Below are 15648 nucleotides of genomic sequence, written 5' to 3' on the forward strand. Positions count from 1 at the left end.
CCTGCCCGTCGCCGCGTGGGCGTACTGCCCGGCACCCGAGCACGGCGAAACTCGGCTGGGAGCCGGCTACGCGACGGGCAGAGACGTACCGGCACGGACCCTTCCGTGCGTACGGCGACTGCGGGTGCTTGGGGGCGAGTGTCGGGCTGAGACCTGCCGGCACGGACCCTTCCGTGCGTACCCGGCCGCGGGTGCTTGGGGGCGAGTGTCGGGCTGAGGCCTGCCGGCACGGACCCTTCCGTGCGTACGCGACTGCGGGGGTTTGGGGGCTGATCGCCTTTTTGGAGGATCAGCCCCCGTGTCTTCGCGTTGCTGTTAGTGGGGGTCGCGGACCTTCAACGCCCTTGCGAGGTCGTCGAGTTGGTCGGCGAGTTTGCGGCGCAGGGCCGGGATGGGGTCGGCGTCGGTCAGGCAGGTCTTGCCCTGGCGGAGGGTTTCGGGGGAGACGGCGTGGACGGGGAAGGCCCAGCGGCCGGCGGCTTCGGCGATGGCGGGGCCTCGGCGGGCGGCGACGGCGACGGCGTCGGTCCAGTACCGCTCGACGTACTCCTTGAGGAGGTCGGCCTGTTCGGGTTGCCAGAAGCCCTGGGCGGTGGCGGTGAACAGGTAGTTGGAGAGGTCGTCGGTGGTGAACATCTCCTCCCAGGCCTTCCGCTTGGTCTGCGGGTCGGGCAGGGCGGCTCGGCAGCGGGCGGCGCCTTCCTGGCCGCTGGCGCTGGGGTCCTGGACGAGTTCGGCGTCGATGACGGCGTCGTCGATGGCGCCGAGGACGGCGAGGCGGCCGAGGATGCGCCAGCGCAGTTCGGGGTCGAGTTCGGGGCCGCCGGGCACGGTGCCTTCGGAGAACCAGGCGCTGATGGTGTCGGGCTGGCTCGCGACGTCGATGAAGTGGCGTACGGCGGTGAGGCGCAGGCCGGGGTGGGTGCCGTCCTCGGTGCGGCGGATGAGGTCGCGGCACAGGTCGGTGAGGGTGGCGAGGGCGGTGGGGCGGTCCACGGCCGGGAGGTAGCGGTCGGCGACCTGGGCGGTGGCGAAGGACAGGATGCCCTGGACGAGGGCGAGGTCGGTCTCGCGCGGGAGGTGGGTGCGGGCGGCCTCCACGTAGGCGAGGGCGGGGAGTTCGCCGTCGCGTACGGCGTCGCGCAGGGCGTTCCAGACGACGGCGCGGGTCAGTGGTTCGGGCAGGCCGGAGAGGGTGGTGGTGAGGGTTTCGAAGGAGTCGGGGTCGAAGCGGACCTTCGCGTAGGTGAGGTCCTGGTCGTTGAGGAGGAGCAGGGCGGGGCGTTTGCCGATGGGCAGGGAGGATTCGGTCTGGGGTACGTCGAGTTCGAGGCGGGTGCGCAGGGTGAGGCGGCCTTCGTCGGTGAGGTCCTGGTCGTAGAGGCCGACGGAGATGCGGTGGGGGCGGCTGCCCTGGTGGTCGACGGTGAGGGTGCGGGTGCCGTCGTCGGCGCGGTCGAGGCGCGGGGTGAGGGTGTCGACTCCGGTGGTGCGCAGCCAGGCGTCGGCCCAGGCGTGGACGTCGCGTTCGGTTCCCGAGGCGAGGGAGTCGATGAAGTCGGCGAGGGTGGCGTTGGCGAACTTGTGGCGGGCGAAGTGGGTGTTGATGCCGGCGAGGAAGTCCTTTTCGCCGAGCCAGGTGACGAGTTGGCGCAGTGCGGAGGCGCCCTTGGCGTAGGAGATGCCGTCGAAGTTGAGCATCGCGGAGGCGGTGTCGGGGACGGCGTCGGGGTCGGGGGCGACGGGGTGGGTGGAGGGGCGCAGGTCGGCGTCGTAGCCCCAGGACTTGCGGGCGACGCCGAAGTCGACCCAGGTGTCGGTGAAGCGGGTGGCTTCGACGAGGGTCTGGTAGCCCATGTACTCGGCGAAGGACTCGTTGAGCCAGATGTCGTCCCACCAGCGCAGGGTGACGAGGTCGCCGAACCACATGTGGGCCATTTCGTGGGCGATGACCATGGCACGGGTCTGGCGTTCGGTGTCGGTGACGGCGGAGCGGTAGACGAACTCGTCGCGGAAGGTGACGAGGCCGGGGTTCTCCATGGCGCCGGCGTTGAACTCGGGGACGAACGCCTGGTCGTAGGAGTCGAAGGGGTAGGGCTCCTCGAACTTCTCGTGGTAGCGGTCGTAGCACTGCTTGGTGATGTCGAGGATCTCGTCGGCGTCGGCGTCGAGGTAGGGCGCGAGTGAGCGGCGGCAGTGGATGCCGAAGGGCAGGCCGCGGTGTTCGGTGCGTACGGAGTGCCAGGGGCCGGCGGCGACGCACACGAGGTAGGTGGAGATGAGGGGGGTGGGGGCGGCTTTCCACCGGCCGTCGCCGAGGTGTTCGGTGAGGCTGTTGGCGAGGACGGTCCAGCCTTCGGGGGCCTTGACGGTGAGTTCGAAGACGGCCTTGAGGTCGGGCTGGTCGAAGGCGGCGAAGACGCGCTGGACGTCTTCCATGAACAGCTGGGTGTAGAGGTAGGTCTCCTGGTCGGTGGGGTCGGTGAAGCGGTGCATGCCCTCGCCGGTGCGCGAGTAGCGCATGGCGGCGTCGATGCGCAGTTCGTGCTCGCCGGCGGTGAGGTGGGTGAGCGGCAGCCGGTTCTCGGCGAGGGTCTCGGGGTCGAGGGGGTTTCCGTCGAGGGTGACGGAGCGCAGTTCGGCGGGCTTCAGCTCGACGAAGGTGTCCGCGTCGGCTCCGGCGGTGAACCGGATGACGGTGCGCGAGTCGAAGGTGTCGTCCCCGACGGTGAGGTCGAGTTCGATGTCGTAGTGGTGGACATCGAGGAGCTTGGCACGGGTCTGCGCTTCGTCGCGCGTCAGTACGGACATGGGGACATGCTGCCCGATGGCTCCGGTGGGACACAGCGGTCGACCCGTATGCCCCGTTATGTCAGCTCTGGCTCTGCCGCTGGGCTACGTCCTGTTCAGGTCCGGTCCTGCTCCAGTGTTCCGTTGCGGGGTTCGCGCTGGAGGGGGACGCGGGCGTCGGGGTGGTCCAGAACGGGGTGCGGAAGGTGGTCCCTGATCAGGGTGCGCAGTTCGCGCAGTTCGCGCTCCAGGGCCTGGTGGCGCTGATGGGCGTCGTAGAGGTAGCGGACCTTGGTGCGCAGGGCCCACGGGTCGATGGGTTTCATGATCAGGTCGGCGACGCCGAGGTGGAAGGCGGTGGCGGTGAGTTCGGCGTCGGGGCCGAAGCCGGTGAGGAGGAGGACGGGTATGTGCTGGGTCTGCTCCAGGCGCCGCATGTAGCGGACGACCTCCAGGCCGCTGACGCCGGGCATGCGCACGTCGAGCAGGAGCAGCCCCACATGGCCGCGCAGGACTTCCTTGAGCGCGTCGTCGCCGTTGGTCGCCCGGGCCACGAGGTAGCCGAGCGGGGTCAGGGCGCTCTCCAGCGCGTACAGCGTGTCCTCATGGTCGTCGACGATGAGGATCTTGGCATCCGACGGCATTGCCCGACGTCCCCTCACTTGAACAAACCAGCTTAGGCCCGGGCGGCCTCACGGCGTGTGCTCACGGCCTGACAAGGAGTGCAGGAGTGCTCAGCGAAGGATGCACTCCGTCGGGCCCCCTGTCACTCCCCCGTACCGACGTTGTCACTCACCGGGGTGCGTGCTGCCGTTGCCCGTGTCGTCGGCGATGCGTTCGTGGTGGCGGATGACCTCGGCGATGATGAAGTTGAGGAGTTTCTCCGCGAAGGCCGGGTCGAGTTTGGCGTTCTCGGCGAGGTGGCGCAGCCGGGTGATCTGCTGGGCCTCGCGGTCCGGGTCGGCGGGCGGCAGTGCGTGGTTGGCCTTGAGGTGGCCGACCTGCTGGGTGCACTTGAAGCGTTCGGCGAGCATGTGGACGACGGCGGCGTCGATGTTGTCGATGCTGTCGCGCAGCCGGGCGAGTTCGGCGCGGACGGCGGGGTCGACGGCGTGGTTGTTGCTGGTGGTCATGGGCGTCAACCCTAGGCCCTGGCGTCACATGCCCGTCGTCCGCCCGGAGGGCGGGCGGGCCCTGCGGCGTCAGGTGCATGCATGGCGTCGCGGGGCAGACGGGAATGTGGCGGCAGGGCACCCCCTAGGGGGCGGGTGGTCGTTCGATCATCGGAGGATCGTCCGGATCGGGGATGCGGTCGCTGCGGCCGCCGGGGACGGTGCGGGCCTGCTGGGCGCGGAAGCGGACCGGTGCCATGCCGACGCGGCGGGTGAACAGGCGGGAGAAGTAGGCGGGATCGTCGTAACCGACGCGGCGGGCCACCGCGGCGACGGGGAGTTCGGTGGCGGCGAGGAGTTCCTTGGCGCGGCCGAGGCGGATGCCGAGGAGGTAGTCCTTGGGGCTGCATCCGGCGCCGCGGCGGACGGCGGTGCGCAGTTCGGCCGGGGTCATGCCGTGCCGGGCCGCGTGTTCGGCGACGGACAGCGGTTTGAAGGCGTCGCGGGCGAGGGCCTGGAGTACTTGGTGACCGTCGGGGGTCGTGTCGGCGCGGGCGCGGCGCAGCACGACGAGCAGTTCGTGGACGGCGGCCGCAGTTTCCACTTCGAGCAGGGGGTTGCCGCGGCGGGCGGCGCGGGCGATGCGGGCGACGGTGGCGCGGGCTCCCTCGGCGTCGGCGAGGGGGACGACGGGGCGGTCGGGTTCGATGCAGCCGAGTTCGGTGTACGTCGCTGCGGCTGCCCCGGTGAAGGCGACGAAGCACTCGTCCCAGCCGGAGTCGGGGCCGTAGTGGTGCGGGGTGCCCGGGACGAGCCAGATCAGGGCGGGTGCGGTGACGGTGAGCCGGTGGCCGTCCGCTCTCTCGTACCAGCCGCTGCCGGCGCTGATGACGACGGCGACGTGGTGGTCGAGGGTGCGTGGTCCGACGACGGGGAGTTCGCCGTACTGGAGGCCGACGCCGAGGCAGACGAGGCCGAGCCGGTGGTGGACGGGGGCGGGCGTGAAATAGCGCATCCAGGTGTGGTACATCCGCTTTCCTCCTGCCTTCTTTCGTCCTCGCTGCGTCCAAGCAGCCATGATCTTTGTCCATGGACGCGGCCGCCGCCAGGCGTGAGGCTGGATGGATGAGCGAGTTCACTGTGGGGGACAAGGATTTTCTGCTGGACGGGCGGCCGGTGCGGCTGCTGTCCGGCGCGCTGCACTACTTCCGGGTGCACGAGGAGCAGTGGGGGCACCGGCTCGGGATGCTGCGGGCGATGGGTCTCACCTGTGTGGAGACGTACGTTCCGTGGAACCTCCACGAGCCGCGTCCGGGCGACTTCCGGGATGTGGAGCAGTTGGGCCGCTTCCTGGACGCGGCGCGGGAGGCGGGGCTGTGGGCGATCGTGCGCCCTGGACCGTACATCTGCGCCGAGTGGGAGAACGGCGGGCTGCCGCACTGGCTGACCGGTGAGCTGGGTGCCCGGGTGCGGACGCGGGACGAGCGGTACCTCGCGCAGGTGGAGCGCTGGTTCGGGCGGCTGCTGAAGGAGATCGTGCCGCGGCAGCTGGACCGCGGCGGCCCGGTGATCATGGTGCAGGTCGAGAACGAGTACGGCAGTTACGGCTCGGACCAGGTGTACCTGGGGTGGCTGGCGGACCTGTTGCGCGGCGAAGGTGTGAGCGTGCCGCTGTTCACGTCGGACGGGCCCGAGGACCACATGCTCACCGGCGGCTCGATCCCCGGCGTGCTCGCGACCGCGAACTTCGGCTCCGATGCGCGCGCGGGCTTCGAGACGCTGCGCCGGCACCGGCCGGGGGGTCCGCTGATGTGCATGGAGTTCTGGTGCGGCTGGTTCGACCACTGGGGCGGCGGTCATGTCGTACGGGATGCGCGGGACGCGGCGGACGCGCTGCGGGAGATCCTGGAGTGCGGGGCGTCCGTCAACCTGTACATGGCGCACGGGGGCACGAACTTCGCGGGCTGGGCGGGCGCCAACCGGGGCGGCGGTGCGCTGCACGACGGTCCGCTGGAGCCGGATGTCACCTCCTACGACTACGACGCGCCGATCGACGAACTCGGGCGTCCCACCGAGAAGTTCTGGCTGTTTCGCGAGGTCCTCGCCGCGTACGCCGACGGCCCGCTGCCCGAGGTGCCGCCCGCCCCGGCCGCGCTGGAGGCGTCCGCCGAGGTCGAACTCACCGCGTGGGCGCCCCTGGACGCCGTACTGGACACGCTCGGCGGCCCTGACGCCGTGCAACCCGTGCCGCCGACCTTCGAGGAACTGGACGTGGACCGGGGCCTGGTCCGCTACACGGTGGACATTCCCGGTCCGCGGCAGCCGTATCCGCTGACGGTGCGCGGGCTGCGGGATCTCGCGATGGTGTACGTCGACGGGGTCGCGGCCGGGGTGCTGAGCGAGGACGCGGCCGAGCTGAAGGAGCCCGTCGCGGGGCCCGCGCGGGTGGAGTTGTGGGTGGAGTCGCTGGGAAGGGTCAACTACGGTCCGCGTTCCGGTGAGTCGAAGGGCATCGCGGGGGGTGTGCTGCACGAGCGGCAGTATCTGCACGGGGTGCGTGCGCGGGGGCTTCGCCTGGACGCGTTCGACTCCGGTGTCGAGGCGGTGCCGTTCGGCGCGCTGCCCGGGGACGGCGCCCGCGGCCTGTACCGCGGCACCGTCACGGTGCGCGGCGCGGGGGACGCCCTGCTCGAACTGCCTGGCTGGACGCGGGGGTTCGTGTGGGTCAACGGGTTCAACCTGGGCCGCTACTGGTCGGCGGGCCCGCAGACGAGCCTGTACGTTCCCGGGCCCGTGCTGCGGGAGGGCGCCAACGAGGTGTGGGTGCTGGAGCTTCAGGAGGCCTCCACGGCCGGGCCGCGCCTCGAAAACCCCTCGGTGAACTCGTAGGCCTGCTGGGGGAGTTCGGGGTCAGTCGGTCGCGGGCGCGAGGAGTTTGTGGAGGTGCACGTCCTGGTGGCCGCCCGGGATGCCCTCGGTGCGGCCCGTCTCGCGGTAGCCGTGGCCGCGGTAGAAGTCCGGGGCCTGGAAGGTGAAGGACGAGACGATCGCCTCGGTGCAGCCGCGCCGCGCGGCCTCCTCCTCGGCCGCGACGAGGAGCCTGCTCCCCCAGCCCGCGTGCCGCTGGTCCTCCCGTACCCACAGCATGTCGACGGCGCAGCAGCTGCCCCAGATCCAGGCGGTGAGCCCACCGACGAGTTCGCCCGCGTCGTCGGTGACGCGCACCGAGAGCGGGGTGGGTGTGCCGGCGCCGGTCGCCCGGGCGTTGAAGGCGGTGAGCTCGTCGTCGAGGCGCTGCTCCAGCGCCTCGTCCTTGTCGCCTGTCCGCAACGACGCCTTGATCGCGGGCTGTTGATCTTTGGTCATGGTCCGGAGTATCTCAGTGTGCGGGGCCCCGCAGCAGGGGCCCCGCACCGTACTCGTAGCGCGCCCCCTACAGCCCGGAGGCCGCCCGGGCTATGTCCGTCGCGAACGTGGACACCTCGCTGTAGACGCCGGGGTAGCCGGGCTCCGCGCAGCCCTGGCCCCAGCTGACGATTCCGACCTGGAGGTACGCGCCCGTGTCGTCCTTGCGGAACATGGGGCCGCCGGAGTCGCCCTGACAGGTGTCGACGCCGCCCTGCGCGACGAACCCGGCGCAGATCTCGTCGCCGGGCACGAGGTCGCTGCCGTACGCCTGTCCGCAGGTGGCGTCGTCGACGAAGGGGACGGTGGCCTTGCGCAGGTAGCGCTGCTGGCCGCCGTTCTCCCGGGTGGCGCCCCAGCCGGCGACGGTGAAGTTCCCGTTGTTGTACGCGGTCGTCGTGGCGATCTTCAGGGTGGGCAGCTCGATCGGCCTGGCGAGTTTGATCAGCGCCCAGTCCTTGCCCTTGCCGTTGTAGCCGGGCGCCTGGAGCACCTTCGTCGACTTGACCTTGATCGCGCTGCTGCTCTGCAGGTCGACGACGCCGGCGGTGGCGGTGATGGAGGTGTTGTTCCCGGAGCCGTCGACGCAGTGCGCGGCGGTCAGGACGATGCTCTTGGTGTAGAGGGCGCCGCCGCAGCCCATGGAGAGCCGGACCATGAACGGGAACTCACCCTGTGCGGCCCGGGTCCCGCCGACGACGGGCTGTGGCGCCGCGTGCGCGGAGAGGGGCTGGAGCGAGAGTGCGGCGAGCGTGACGGCGCCGACGGCCAGGGCTCTCTTGACGCCGCTGAACTTCCTGGAGAGTGTCAACGTGCTTCCTTCCGTGGGGGGTTGAACGCAAGGCGGAAGCATGACTGGCATGCTCCTGCCAAGCCTGTGCGCATTATTGGGAGCAGGGGGAGGCCCGGCAAGAACCGCATTCCGGCCAGTCGCCCCCGCCATGCGCCCGCACCTGCCCCGCCGCCGCGCCGAGCCCCGCCTACAGTGGAGGCCAGAGGTCAGGGCTGGCGTCTTCAGGGGGTGCGGACGTGGCGAACGGCGGACCCGTCGAGCACGGTTACCCGCATCTGGACACGGTGCGGGCGGCGATCACCGCGCTCTACAAACGGCTCTCGTACGACACCGTCCACACGTTCGCCACCAGCGTGGTCCCCGCCGACGTGGCCTTCAGCGACATGGACGACCTGCATCTGGGCGCGCAGCGGGTGGCCCGCGAGATGGTGCGGCACTACCACCTGCCCGACGCCCGGCTGATCGTCGGCTTCCGCGAGATGGAGCACGCGGCGAACGTCGAACTCGCCGCGGGCCCCGAGTACTTCGTGGAACTCAACGACCGTTTCCGCACCCACCGCCGGGACATCGGTGCGGCCCTCGCCCACGAGGTGATGCACGTCTATCTGCACCGCCTCGACCTCTCCTTCCCCGGCACGCGCGACAACGAGATCCTCACGGACACCGCGGCGACGTATCTGGGTGCGGGGTGGCTGCTCCTGGACGCCTACCGCGAGGACGCGACGTCCTCGCAGAAGCTCGGCTACCTGACCCCGGAGGAGTTCGGCTACGTCCTCGCCAAGCGCGCGCTGGTCTTCGGCGAGGACCCCTCCGTGTGGTTCACCAGCCCGCAGGCGTACACCGCGTACACGAAGGGGATGGCCCAGGCCCGCCGCGACGAGCAGCAGCCCCCGCTGACCGCCGCCGGCTGGGCGGGCCGCCGCCGCTACGCGAAGGACCGCCGTTACGCCCAGGACCACCATCACGCGCCGGGTCCGCCGCCCGGGGTGCCGTACACGTTCACCGCGGGCGGCCGCGACCCGCTGCGCGTCTCCTTCCCCTGCCCGACCTGCCACCAGCGGATCAGGGTGCCGGTCCGGGGCCGTGTCCGGGCGCGCTGCGCGCTGTGCCGGACGGTGCTGGAGTGCGACACGTAGACCGCGGCGGGGCGGGCGGCGCGTGGACGGTGGTGAGCGGCGAGCGGCCGGTGGGGCGTCACACCACACGAGTGAGACAGAACACCCCAAATGACTTTGCTTCGCGCGGCCCGGGCGAGCGAGGGTCGAAGGATGAGCACGCAACAGCCCACGGCCCGCCTCTTCACCGCCGTGTACGAGGGCGACGAGGACGCGGTCGTACGGCTGCTGCGGTCCGGCACGAGCCCCGAATCGCTCGACGAGGACGGCCAGAGCGCCCTGTATCTGGCGGCCGTGAGCGACCGACCGGGTGTCGTACGGCTTCTGTTGGCGACCGGCGCCGACCCCGACCGGCTCAGCGCGGGCTCCGACTCGCCCCTGTGCGGTGCGGCCTGCGGCGGTCACGCCGACGTCGTACGCGCCCTGCTCGCGGCCGGGGCGGGGCCCGACCGGGAGGAGGCGTTCGGGTTCCGGGCGCTGACGTGGGCGGTCCAGCGGGGCAAGGCCGCGATCGTGGCGCAGCTTCTCGCGGCCGGCGCGGACCCCGATCTCCCCGGTCCGACGGGCGAACCTCCGCTGGTCGCCGCCGCCCGCCGCGGTTCCCCCGGCTGCGTGCGCGCCCTCCTGGAGCACGGGGCGCAGGGCCGGCCGGAGGCCCTGGCCGAGGCACAGCGCCGGCTGACCCTCGATGTCGAGGCCGAGCTGCGCGCCGGCCTGGAGCGGGCGCACGGATCCGGCCACGAGACGGTGACCCGTCGCTTCGCGGAGGACGGCGGCGTGACCATCGAGGTCGAACTCCGCGTCGGGGCCGAGGCGTTCGCCGCCGCCGACCAGCAGACCGGCCACGCGGCCATAGCCACCCTCCTCGAAACCTCCCTGGGCATCACCACCCCGCCCGAGGAACTGGCCGCCCGGGCCCTGCGCTGCGCGGACCCCGACCAGGACGACTGGAAGGAGGCGGTGGCGGTCCTGGGCAGGCGGCGGGACCGGAAGACGTTGCGGGCGATGAGGGACTGGTGCGGCAGTGGGGATGCACTGCGCAGGGCGTTCGGGGAGGCGGTACGGGGGTACGGGAGGCGGGCTTAGCCCGTCCGGCGTTCGAGGACGAGCGCGTCCGGCCCCCCACCCCGGCTCACATGAAGGCGCGGGACCCGACAGGCCCCGCGCCCCCACCCCCGTACAGACCCCGCGTCACACCTCCTGCGAAACCCCCCGCCGAGGCAACGCCCCGCACAGCCCCGCGCAGACCACGAACCCGCCCACCACCCACGGCATCGCCGCGGTCACCGCCCCCGTCAGCCCCTCCCCCACGTGCCCGAAGAACACCGTCCCGATCACCGCGGCCCCCAGCGCCCCACCGAACTGCTGCGCGGTGGAGAAGATCCCGGAGGCCCCGCCCGCGAGTTCCGCGGGTACGGCGGACAGCACCACGTTCACCAGCGGCACGACCAGGAACCCGAGCCCGGCCCCTGCCATGACCAGTCCCGGAACCAGCGGCCACGCCCCGGTGTGCGCGGCGGCGGAGTCGGCCACGGCGGACCACACCCAGCCGAACCCGCCCGCCATCATCAGCGCGCCCGCCGCGAGCACCAGGCGCCCGAACCGGACGGCGAGCACGTCGGCCACCGGCGCGGTCAGGAACCCGCCCACGGAGAAGGCGACCACGACCACACCCGCCTGCATCGGTGTGTAGCCCTCGCTGCCCTGCAGCCAGATCGCGAAGACCAGGAAGAAGCCCTGCATGCCGATGGAGAAGAGGAGTTGGACGAGGACGCCCACGGAGAAGGCGGGCAGCCGGAAGGCCCGTGCGGGCAGCAGCGGCACCGTCGCCGTGCCGCGCCGGCGTGACTCGACCACGCCCAGTCCGACGACCGCGAGCACCCCGGCGGCGAGGCAGACCCAGCCCCACAGCGGCCAGCCGTTGCTGCGCCCCTGCACCAGCGGCAGGACGATCGCGACCAGGCCTGAGGCGAGCACCAGACTCCCCCGTACGTCCGGTCGCCCGGCGGAGCGTTCACGTGTGGAGGGGACGAGGACGAATCCGGCCACCAGGGTCGCGACGGCCACCGGCACGTTCACCAGGAACACCGATCGCCAGCCCCAGCCGAACAGGTCGGCGTCGGTGAGCAGTCCGCCGAGCAGCACGCCGAGGGCGGAGGCGAATCCGGCCATCGCGCCGTACATCCCGAAGGCCGCTCCGCGTTCCTTGCCGTGGAAGAGCGTGCGCAACGAGCCGAGCACCTGCGGCATCAGGACCGCGGCCATCACGCCCTGCGCGGCGCGCGCCGCGATCAGCTGGCCGGGCGTCTGGGCGATCCCGCACCCGAGGCTCGCCAGCCCGAAGCCCGCCGTACCGGCGAGGAAGAGGCTCCTGCGCCCGAGCCGGTCCCCGAGGTGGCCGGAGACGATGAGGGCGGCGGCGAAGCCCAGCAGATACGCGGAGACCAGCCACTGCAGGGCGCTCTGCGAGGCGTGCAGGTCACGGCCGATGGACGGGAGGGCGACGTTCACGATCGTGCCGTCCAGCAGGTCCATCAGCGCCGCGATCATCATCACGGCGGCCGCGGCCCAGCGGCGGGGGTACGGGTCGGCCGTCGGCGGGGCGGCGGCGGGCGCGGCGAGGCTCGTGGACATCAGGGCTCCCTGGATTTATTTCGTTCGGACTAACGAAAGACTTGCACCGATCCACTCCGGACGCAAGTACTTAGTTCGACCGAACGAAATATTTGTTAGCCTGACCTCATGGGCAGCGGAGCGAGCAGGACGAGCGATAAGCAGGAAGACGTCGACGAGGTCGCCGAGGGCGCGGGGAGTGCGAAGGGCGCGCCGAGCGACGCCGAACGGCGGGCCAGGACCCTGGAGCAGCTCATGACCGTGGGCCGCGAGCACAGCGGCGTCACGGTGATGTTCCATGCGGCGGTCGCCGAGAAGCAGGGCCTGAACGCCACCGAGACCAAGACCCTCGACCTGCTCCAGCGGTTCGGCCCGCTCACCGCGAAGGACCTGGCCGAGCGCACGGGCCTGGCCCCCGCCTCCGTCACGGGCCTCGTCGACCGGCTGGAGGGCAAGGGCTTCGTCGAGAGGGTCAAGCACCCCACCGACAAGCGACGGGTGGTCGTCGAACTGAACGAGCGGAAGATCGCCGAACTGGCCGTCTTCTTCGAGGACTGGGCACGCGATGTGGTCGAGGCCTGCGAGGAGTTCAGCACGGAGGAACTGCAGACCGTGATCCGCTTCCTCGACGTCATGGCCGACCGGCAGCGGAAGGCCGCTGCCCGTCTCTCCCGCTAGACGGACAGCGGCCTTCCGGTCCCGCTCCCCCTGGGGCCGTGGCAGCCCCGTAACCGCCACGGTCCCGCTCCGCGCGCCCCGGCCGGGCGCACCGCCGGGCGATCAGCCGGGCACGCGGTCGGGGGCTCGACCTGGCGCGCGACCCGGAACCCGGTCGAACACGCGCCAGTCGTACGTCTGCCGGCAGTGGCCGCCGCAGCCCTGGTCGACGACGGGCGAGCAGGGGCCGGCCCCATGGTGAGCGGGCGGCGCCGGGAGCACGGTGCCGACCGTGACCGGCCGGAACACCTCGTCGCCGTACAGCTCCTTGAGCCGGTCGAGGACCCAGCCCACGGCCGCGCCGACGGTCATGCCGACGCGGACACTCGCGGTGCCGACCGGCTCGCCCACGGCGGCGGAGAGCCCGCCGAGAACCCTCCTCCTGACCAGGTCCAGGAGTTGGTGGACGTACTCGGCGAGGCCGGGCCACTCGATGTCGGCGAGCACCAGCGTGACGAAGTACGTCCTCGGGTACTCGGCGACCTCGTCGAGGCCGAACCAGTGGAAACGCCGGAGCGGTTCGTACACCCACCCGTCGCCCTCGCCGGTGACGGGCGCCGACTCCTCGGGGAGGAGAGAAGCCGGCAGCTTCCTCAGGTGGTCCACGGGGAACCTCAGCCGGTCCGGGAAGCCCAGCCGCTTCGCCTGCGCGTCGACGGACGCCGGTGAGCGCAGGTCGACGCGGGCCAGGTCGCCGAGACGGGCGGCACGCCCCGGGCCGCCGTTCAGGTCGGCCAGTGCCCGGGCGGCCGCACGCCTCTTCTCCTCCTCCGAGAGACCCTCGAAGCGCCTGGCGATCAGGTGCTCCGCGGCGCTCTCGTCCGCGGGCAGGGGATACCGCGCGGGCTCCGCGTGATGTACGGCGACCTTGTCCGCGGTGAGTGCGAGCTCCTGGACGACGCGCTCGGCCACGGCGCGCACCTGGGCGTGCGCGGTCGCGGGCACCAGGTGGTGGAAGGTGTCGGTCATCGCTGTTGGTCCCCCGTTGACTACAGCCTGACTACAGCCTGACTTCAGTCGCTCCGCGACGGATTGCGTACGCGCAGCCCAACCGACGGTACGGACACAGGCGTTCGGGCGCCCTGGGGTGCGCCCCGGGGAAATCCCGGGGTTCGCGCGCAGGGCTGCGCGGTCAGGGCTCCTCGGCCAACCGGGTCGCGAGCCGGGTGCGCGAGTCGACTTCGAGCTTGGGGAAGATCCGGCCGAGGTGGTATTCGACGGTCTTCACGCTGATGACGAGTTCGCGCGCCACCTGCCGGTTCGTCAGCCCTGACGCCACCAGGCGGGCGACGGCGAGCTCCTGCGGGGTGAGCAGCGCGGCGCCGCGCATCCGCGGCTCCCGGTCGGCGGGGCGCACCCCGCACGCCGCCAACTCCCGTTCGCAGCGCTCCAGATCGGGTCGGGCGTCCAGCCGTACGAAGAGGTCGCGGGCCCGCTGCAGCTCCTCCCCCGCCCGGGTGCGTTTGCCCGTACGGCGCAGGAAACCGCCGTAGGCGAAGTGCAGCAGTGCACGGTCGAAGGGGGCCTCGACATGGGCGGCGTGCTTGAGTGCGGAGCGGAACGCGCGCTCGGCTGCCGCGGTGTCACCGCGCGCCGCCTCCAGGGTGCCGCGGGCGCGGGCGGCCAGGAGCAGCGCTCCGTGGTGGCCGCGCTGGGCGGCGAGGACCTCGTACGGGGCGAGGACCTGTGCCGCGCGCTTCTCGTCGCCGAGCGCGGACCACGCGTCGGCGAGCACGTCGGCCCATGGCACGGTCCCGGGTTCCTCGAAGTCGCCGCGCGGGCCGAGGCCGAGGAGCGGCTCCAGGGCGATGACGACGTCCGCCGGGCGGCCCTGGGCGCGGGCGAGGTGGCCTTCGGCGAGGGCGGCCCACAGGGTGGGGTTCACGTGGCCCCCGCGGGCGTAGTCGCCGGCCACGCGCGCGTGGGCCTGCGCCCTGCCGAACGCGCCGCGCGCCGCGTGCACCAGCGTGGCGAGCATCCTGCAGTACAGGGCGATGTGCGGCTGGTCGGTGTCGGCGGCGAGCGACAGGGCCAGGTCGGTGTGGACGGTGGCGTCGTCCCAGCGGCCTGCGCGGTACTCGGCGGAGGCGAGCGAGGTCGCAGTGACCACCCGGAAGGAGGCCGCCCGTCCGTGACAGGCACCGAAGACCCCGGTCAAGTCCCTTACGGCGCCCGTGAGATCGCCGGTGAACTCGCGCAGGCTGCCGCGGCCGAGCAGTTCCTCCAGCTGGGCCGGGGTCGCCACCGCCGGGTCGGGCAGCGGGCCGAGTGCGGCCAGCGCGGTCGCGGCCCGGCCGCTCATCGCGAGGCCGGTCAGCCGCAGGTAGCGGATCATGTCGGTGGCGGTGTCGTCCGGCGCGAGCCGCAGCGCCAGTTCGGCCCACTCGGCCATTTCGGTGCCGTGCGCCATGCTGCCGTGCAGCGCGGCGAACTGGCCCGCGATGCGCGCCGCGAGCACCGGTTCGGTCCTCGGGTCGCAGCGGTGCCAGGCGTCGGTGAGCAGCGCCTCGGCTCTGCCGAGATCGAAGAGGCTCAGCCGTCCGAGCAGATAGCTGCGCCATCCGCCGGGCGCGAACCGTGCTGTCTCGCGGGCGACTTCGCCGACATCCGGTACGTCACCGGCGAGCAGCCTGCACTCGACGGCCTCCAGCGTGCACTGTTCGTGCGTCCCCGGGTCCGCGCCGAGCCGCGCCGCGGTCGTCAGCTGTCCCGCGGCATCGGCCCAGGCGCCCTCTGCGGCGAACCTTCTTCCCAGGGCGGCGAGTTCCGCCGAAAGCCCGGCATCGGGACCACTGGCCGCCAGCGCCCGGTGCCGCAGCCGCTCCGCCTCGTCCCTGGCGACGGCGGCAGCCCGCAGATGAAACGCGGCCCGCCGCGAGGGCCCGAGCTGGTGGTAGACGGCGGCGTGGACGAGGGGGTGCGGAAAGCGGATCAGGGGGTCCCCGGGCGCCTCGGCCAACAGCCCGGCACGTACGGCCTCTTCGAGGGCTTCGAGAGCGTCGAGGCCATAGGAGGTGACGGGGGGTTCGAGGCCCTCGGGGGTTCCGGGGGCCTCGGGGGTTCCGGGGACCCCGGCGGTTCCGGGGACCCCGGCGGTTCCGGG

13 protein-coding genes are annotated in these 15648 nt (G+C 72.1%); 4 read left to right on the forward strand and 9 right to left on the reverse strand.

Features of this window, described 5'->3' with window-relative positions; translation table 11 throughout:
- Positions 1-315: 315 nt before the first annotated feature.
- The 4 genes from pepN to ABZS97_RS39450 all read right to left on the reverse strand — a co-directional run bounded on the left by pepN (position 316) and on the right by ABZS97_RS39450 (position 4932).
- Positions 316-2811, reverse strand: coding sequence for an aminopeptidase N (gene pepN / locus ABZS97_RS39435; protein ID WP_356146787.1), 2496 nt, complete (start codon positions 2809-2811; stop codon positions 316-318).
- 95 nt (positions 2812-2906) lie between these two features.
- Entirely contained in the window at positions 2907-3434 is a 528-nt protein-coding gene (locus ABZS97_RS39440; RefSeq protein WP_356146790.1) for a response regulator, read from the reverse strand.
- A gap of 144 nt (positions 3435-3578) precedes the next feature.
- A complete protein-coding gene (locus ABZS97_RS39445; protein ID WP_356146793.1) occupies positions 3579-3923 on the reverse strand; it encodes a chorismate mutase in 345 nt (114 codons plus the stop codon).
- A 124-nt stretch (positions 3924-4047) separates the two neighbouring features.
- Positions 4048-4932 carry an AraC family transcriptional regulator gene (locus ABZS97_RS39450; RefSeq protein WP_356146796.1) on the reverse strand — a complete coding sequence of 295 codons (885 nt, stop codon included), beginning with the start codon at positions 4930-4932 and terminating at the stop codon, positions 4048-4050.
- Between the two features lie 95 nt (positions 4933-5027).
- On the opposite strand from ABZS97_RS39450, the gene ABZS97_RS39455 reads away from it, so the two are divergent.
- Positions 5028-6791, forward strand: a complete 1764-nt coding sequence (locus tag ABZS97_RS39455; protein ID WP_356146799.1) for a beta-galactosidase family protein — start codon at positions 5028-5030, stop codon at positions 6789-6791.
- Positions 6792-6812: 21 nt separating this feature from the next.
- On the opposite strand, the gene ABZS97_RS39460 is transcribed toward ABZS97_RS39455, so the two are convergent.
- The gene (locus ABZS97_RS39460; RefSeq protein WP_356146802.1) at positions 6813-7268 is read right to left on the reverse strand and encodes a GNAT family N-acetyltransferase; all 456 of its coding nucleotides are present in this window, start codon (positions 7266-7268) and stop codon (positions 6813-6815) included.
- Positions 7269-7335: 67 nt separating this feature from the next.
- Positions 7336-8160 carry a serine protease gene (locus ABZS97_RS39465; protein ID WP_356146805.1) on the reverse strand — a complete coding sequence of 275 codons (825 nt, stop codon included), beginning with the start codon at positions 8158-8160 and terminating at the stop codon, positions 7336-7338.
- A 176-nt stretch (positions 8161-8336) separates the two neighbouring features.
- Between ABZS97_RS39465 and ABZS97_RS39470 the strand changes: the two genes are divergently transcribed.
- Positions 8337-9236, forward strand: a complete 900-nt coding sequence (locus ABZS97_RS39470; RefSeq protein ID WP_356146808.1) for a hypothetical protein — start codon at positions 8337-8339, stop codon at positions 9234-9236.
- 132 nt (positions 9237-9368) lie between these two features.
- Complete coding sequence (locus ABZS97_RS39475) at positions 9369-10301, forward strand: ankyrin repeat domain-containing protein (protein WP_356146811.1); 933 nt, start codon at positions 9369-9371, stop codon at positions 10299-10301.
- Between the two features lie 105 nt (positions 10302-10406).
- Here ABZS97_RS39475 and ABZS97_RS39480 read toward each other — a convergent pair whose 3' ends face one another.
- The gene (locus ABZS97_RS39480; RefSeq protein ID WP_356146814.1) at positions 10407-11849 is read right to left on the reverse strand and encodes an MFS transporter; all 1443 of its coding nucleotides are present in this window, start codon (positions 11847-11849) and stop codon (positions 10407-10409) included.
- A gap of 108 nt (positions 11850-11957) precedes the next feature.
- Between ABZS97_RS39480 and ABZS97_RS39485 the strand changes: the two genes are divergently transcribed.
- A complete protein-coding gene (locus ABZS97_RS39485) occupies positions 11958-12506 on the forward strand; it encodes a MarR family transcriptional regulator (protein WP_356146817.1) in 549 nt (182 codons plus the stop codon).
- A gap of 102 nt (positions 12507-12608) precedes the next feature.
- Here the strand turns inward: ABZS97_RS39485 and ABZS97_RS39490 are convergent, their stop codons facing one another.
- Both ABZS97_RS39490 and ABZS97_RS39495 read right to left on the reverse strand, forming a co-directional pair.
- Positions 12609-13514 carry a hypothetical protein gene (locus ABZS97_RS39490; RefSeq protein ID WP_356146820.1) on the reverse strand — a complete coding sequence of 302 codons (906 nt, stop codon included), beginning with the start codon at positions 13512-13514 and terminating at the stop codon, positions 12609-12611.
- 163 nt (positions 13515-13677) lie between these two features.
- Positions 13678-15648 (reverse strand): LuxR C-terminal-related transcriptional regulator (locus ABZS97_RS39495; RefSeq protein ID WP_356146823.1); only part of this gene is annotated, 1971 nt, incomplete at its 5' end.

Source organism: Streptomyces sp. NPDC005485, from assembly GCF_040606085.1.
GTDB lineage: Bacteria > Actinomycetota > Actinomycetes > Streptomycetales > Streptomycetaceae > Streptomyces.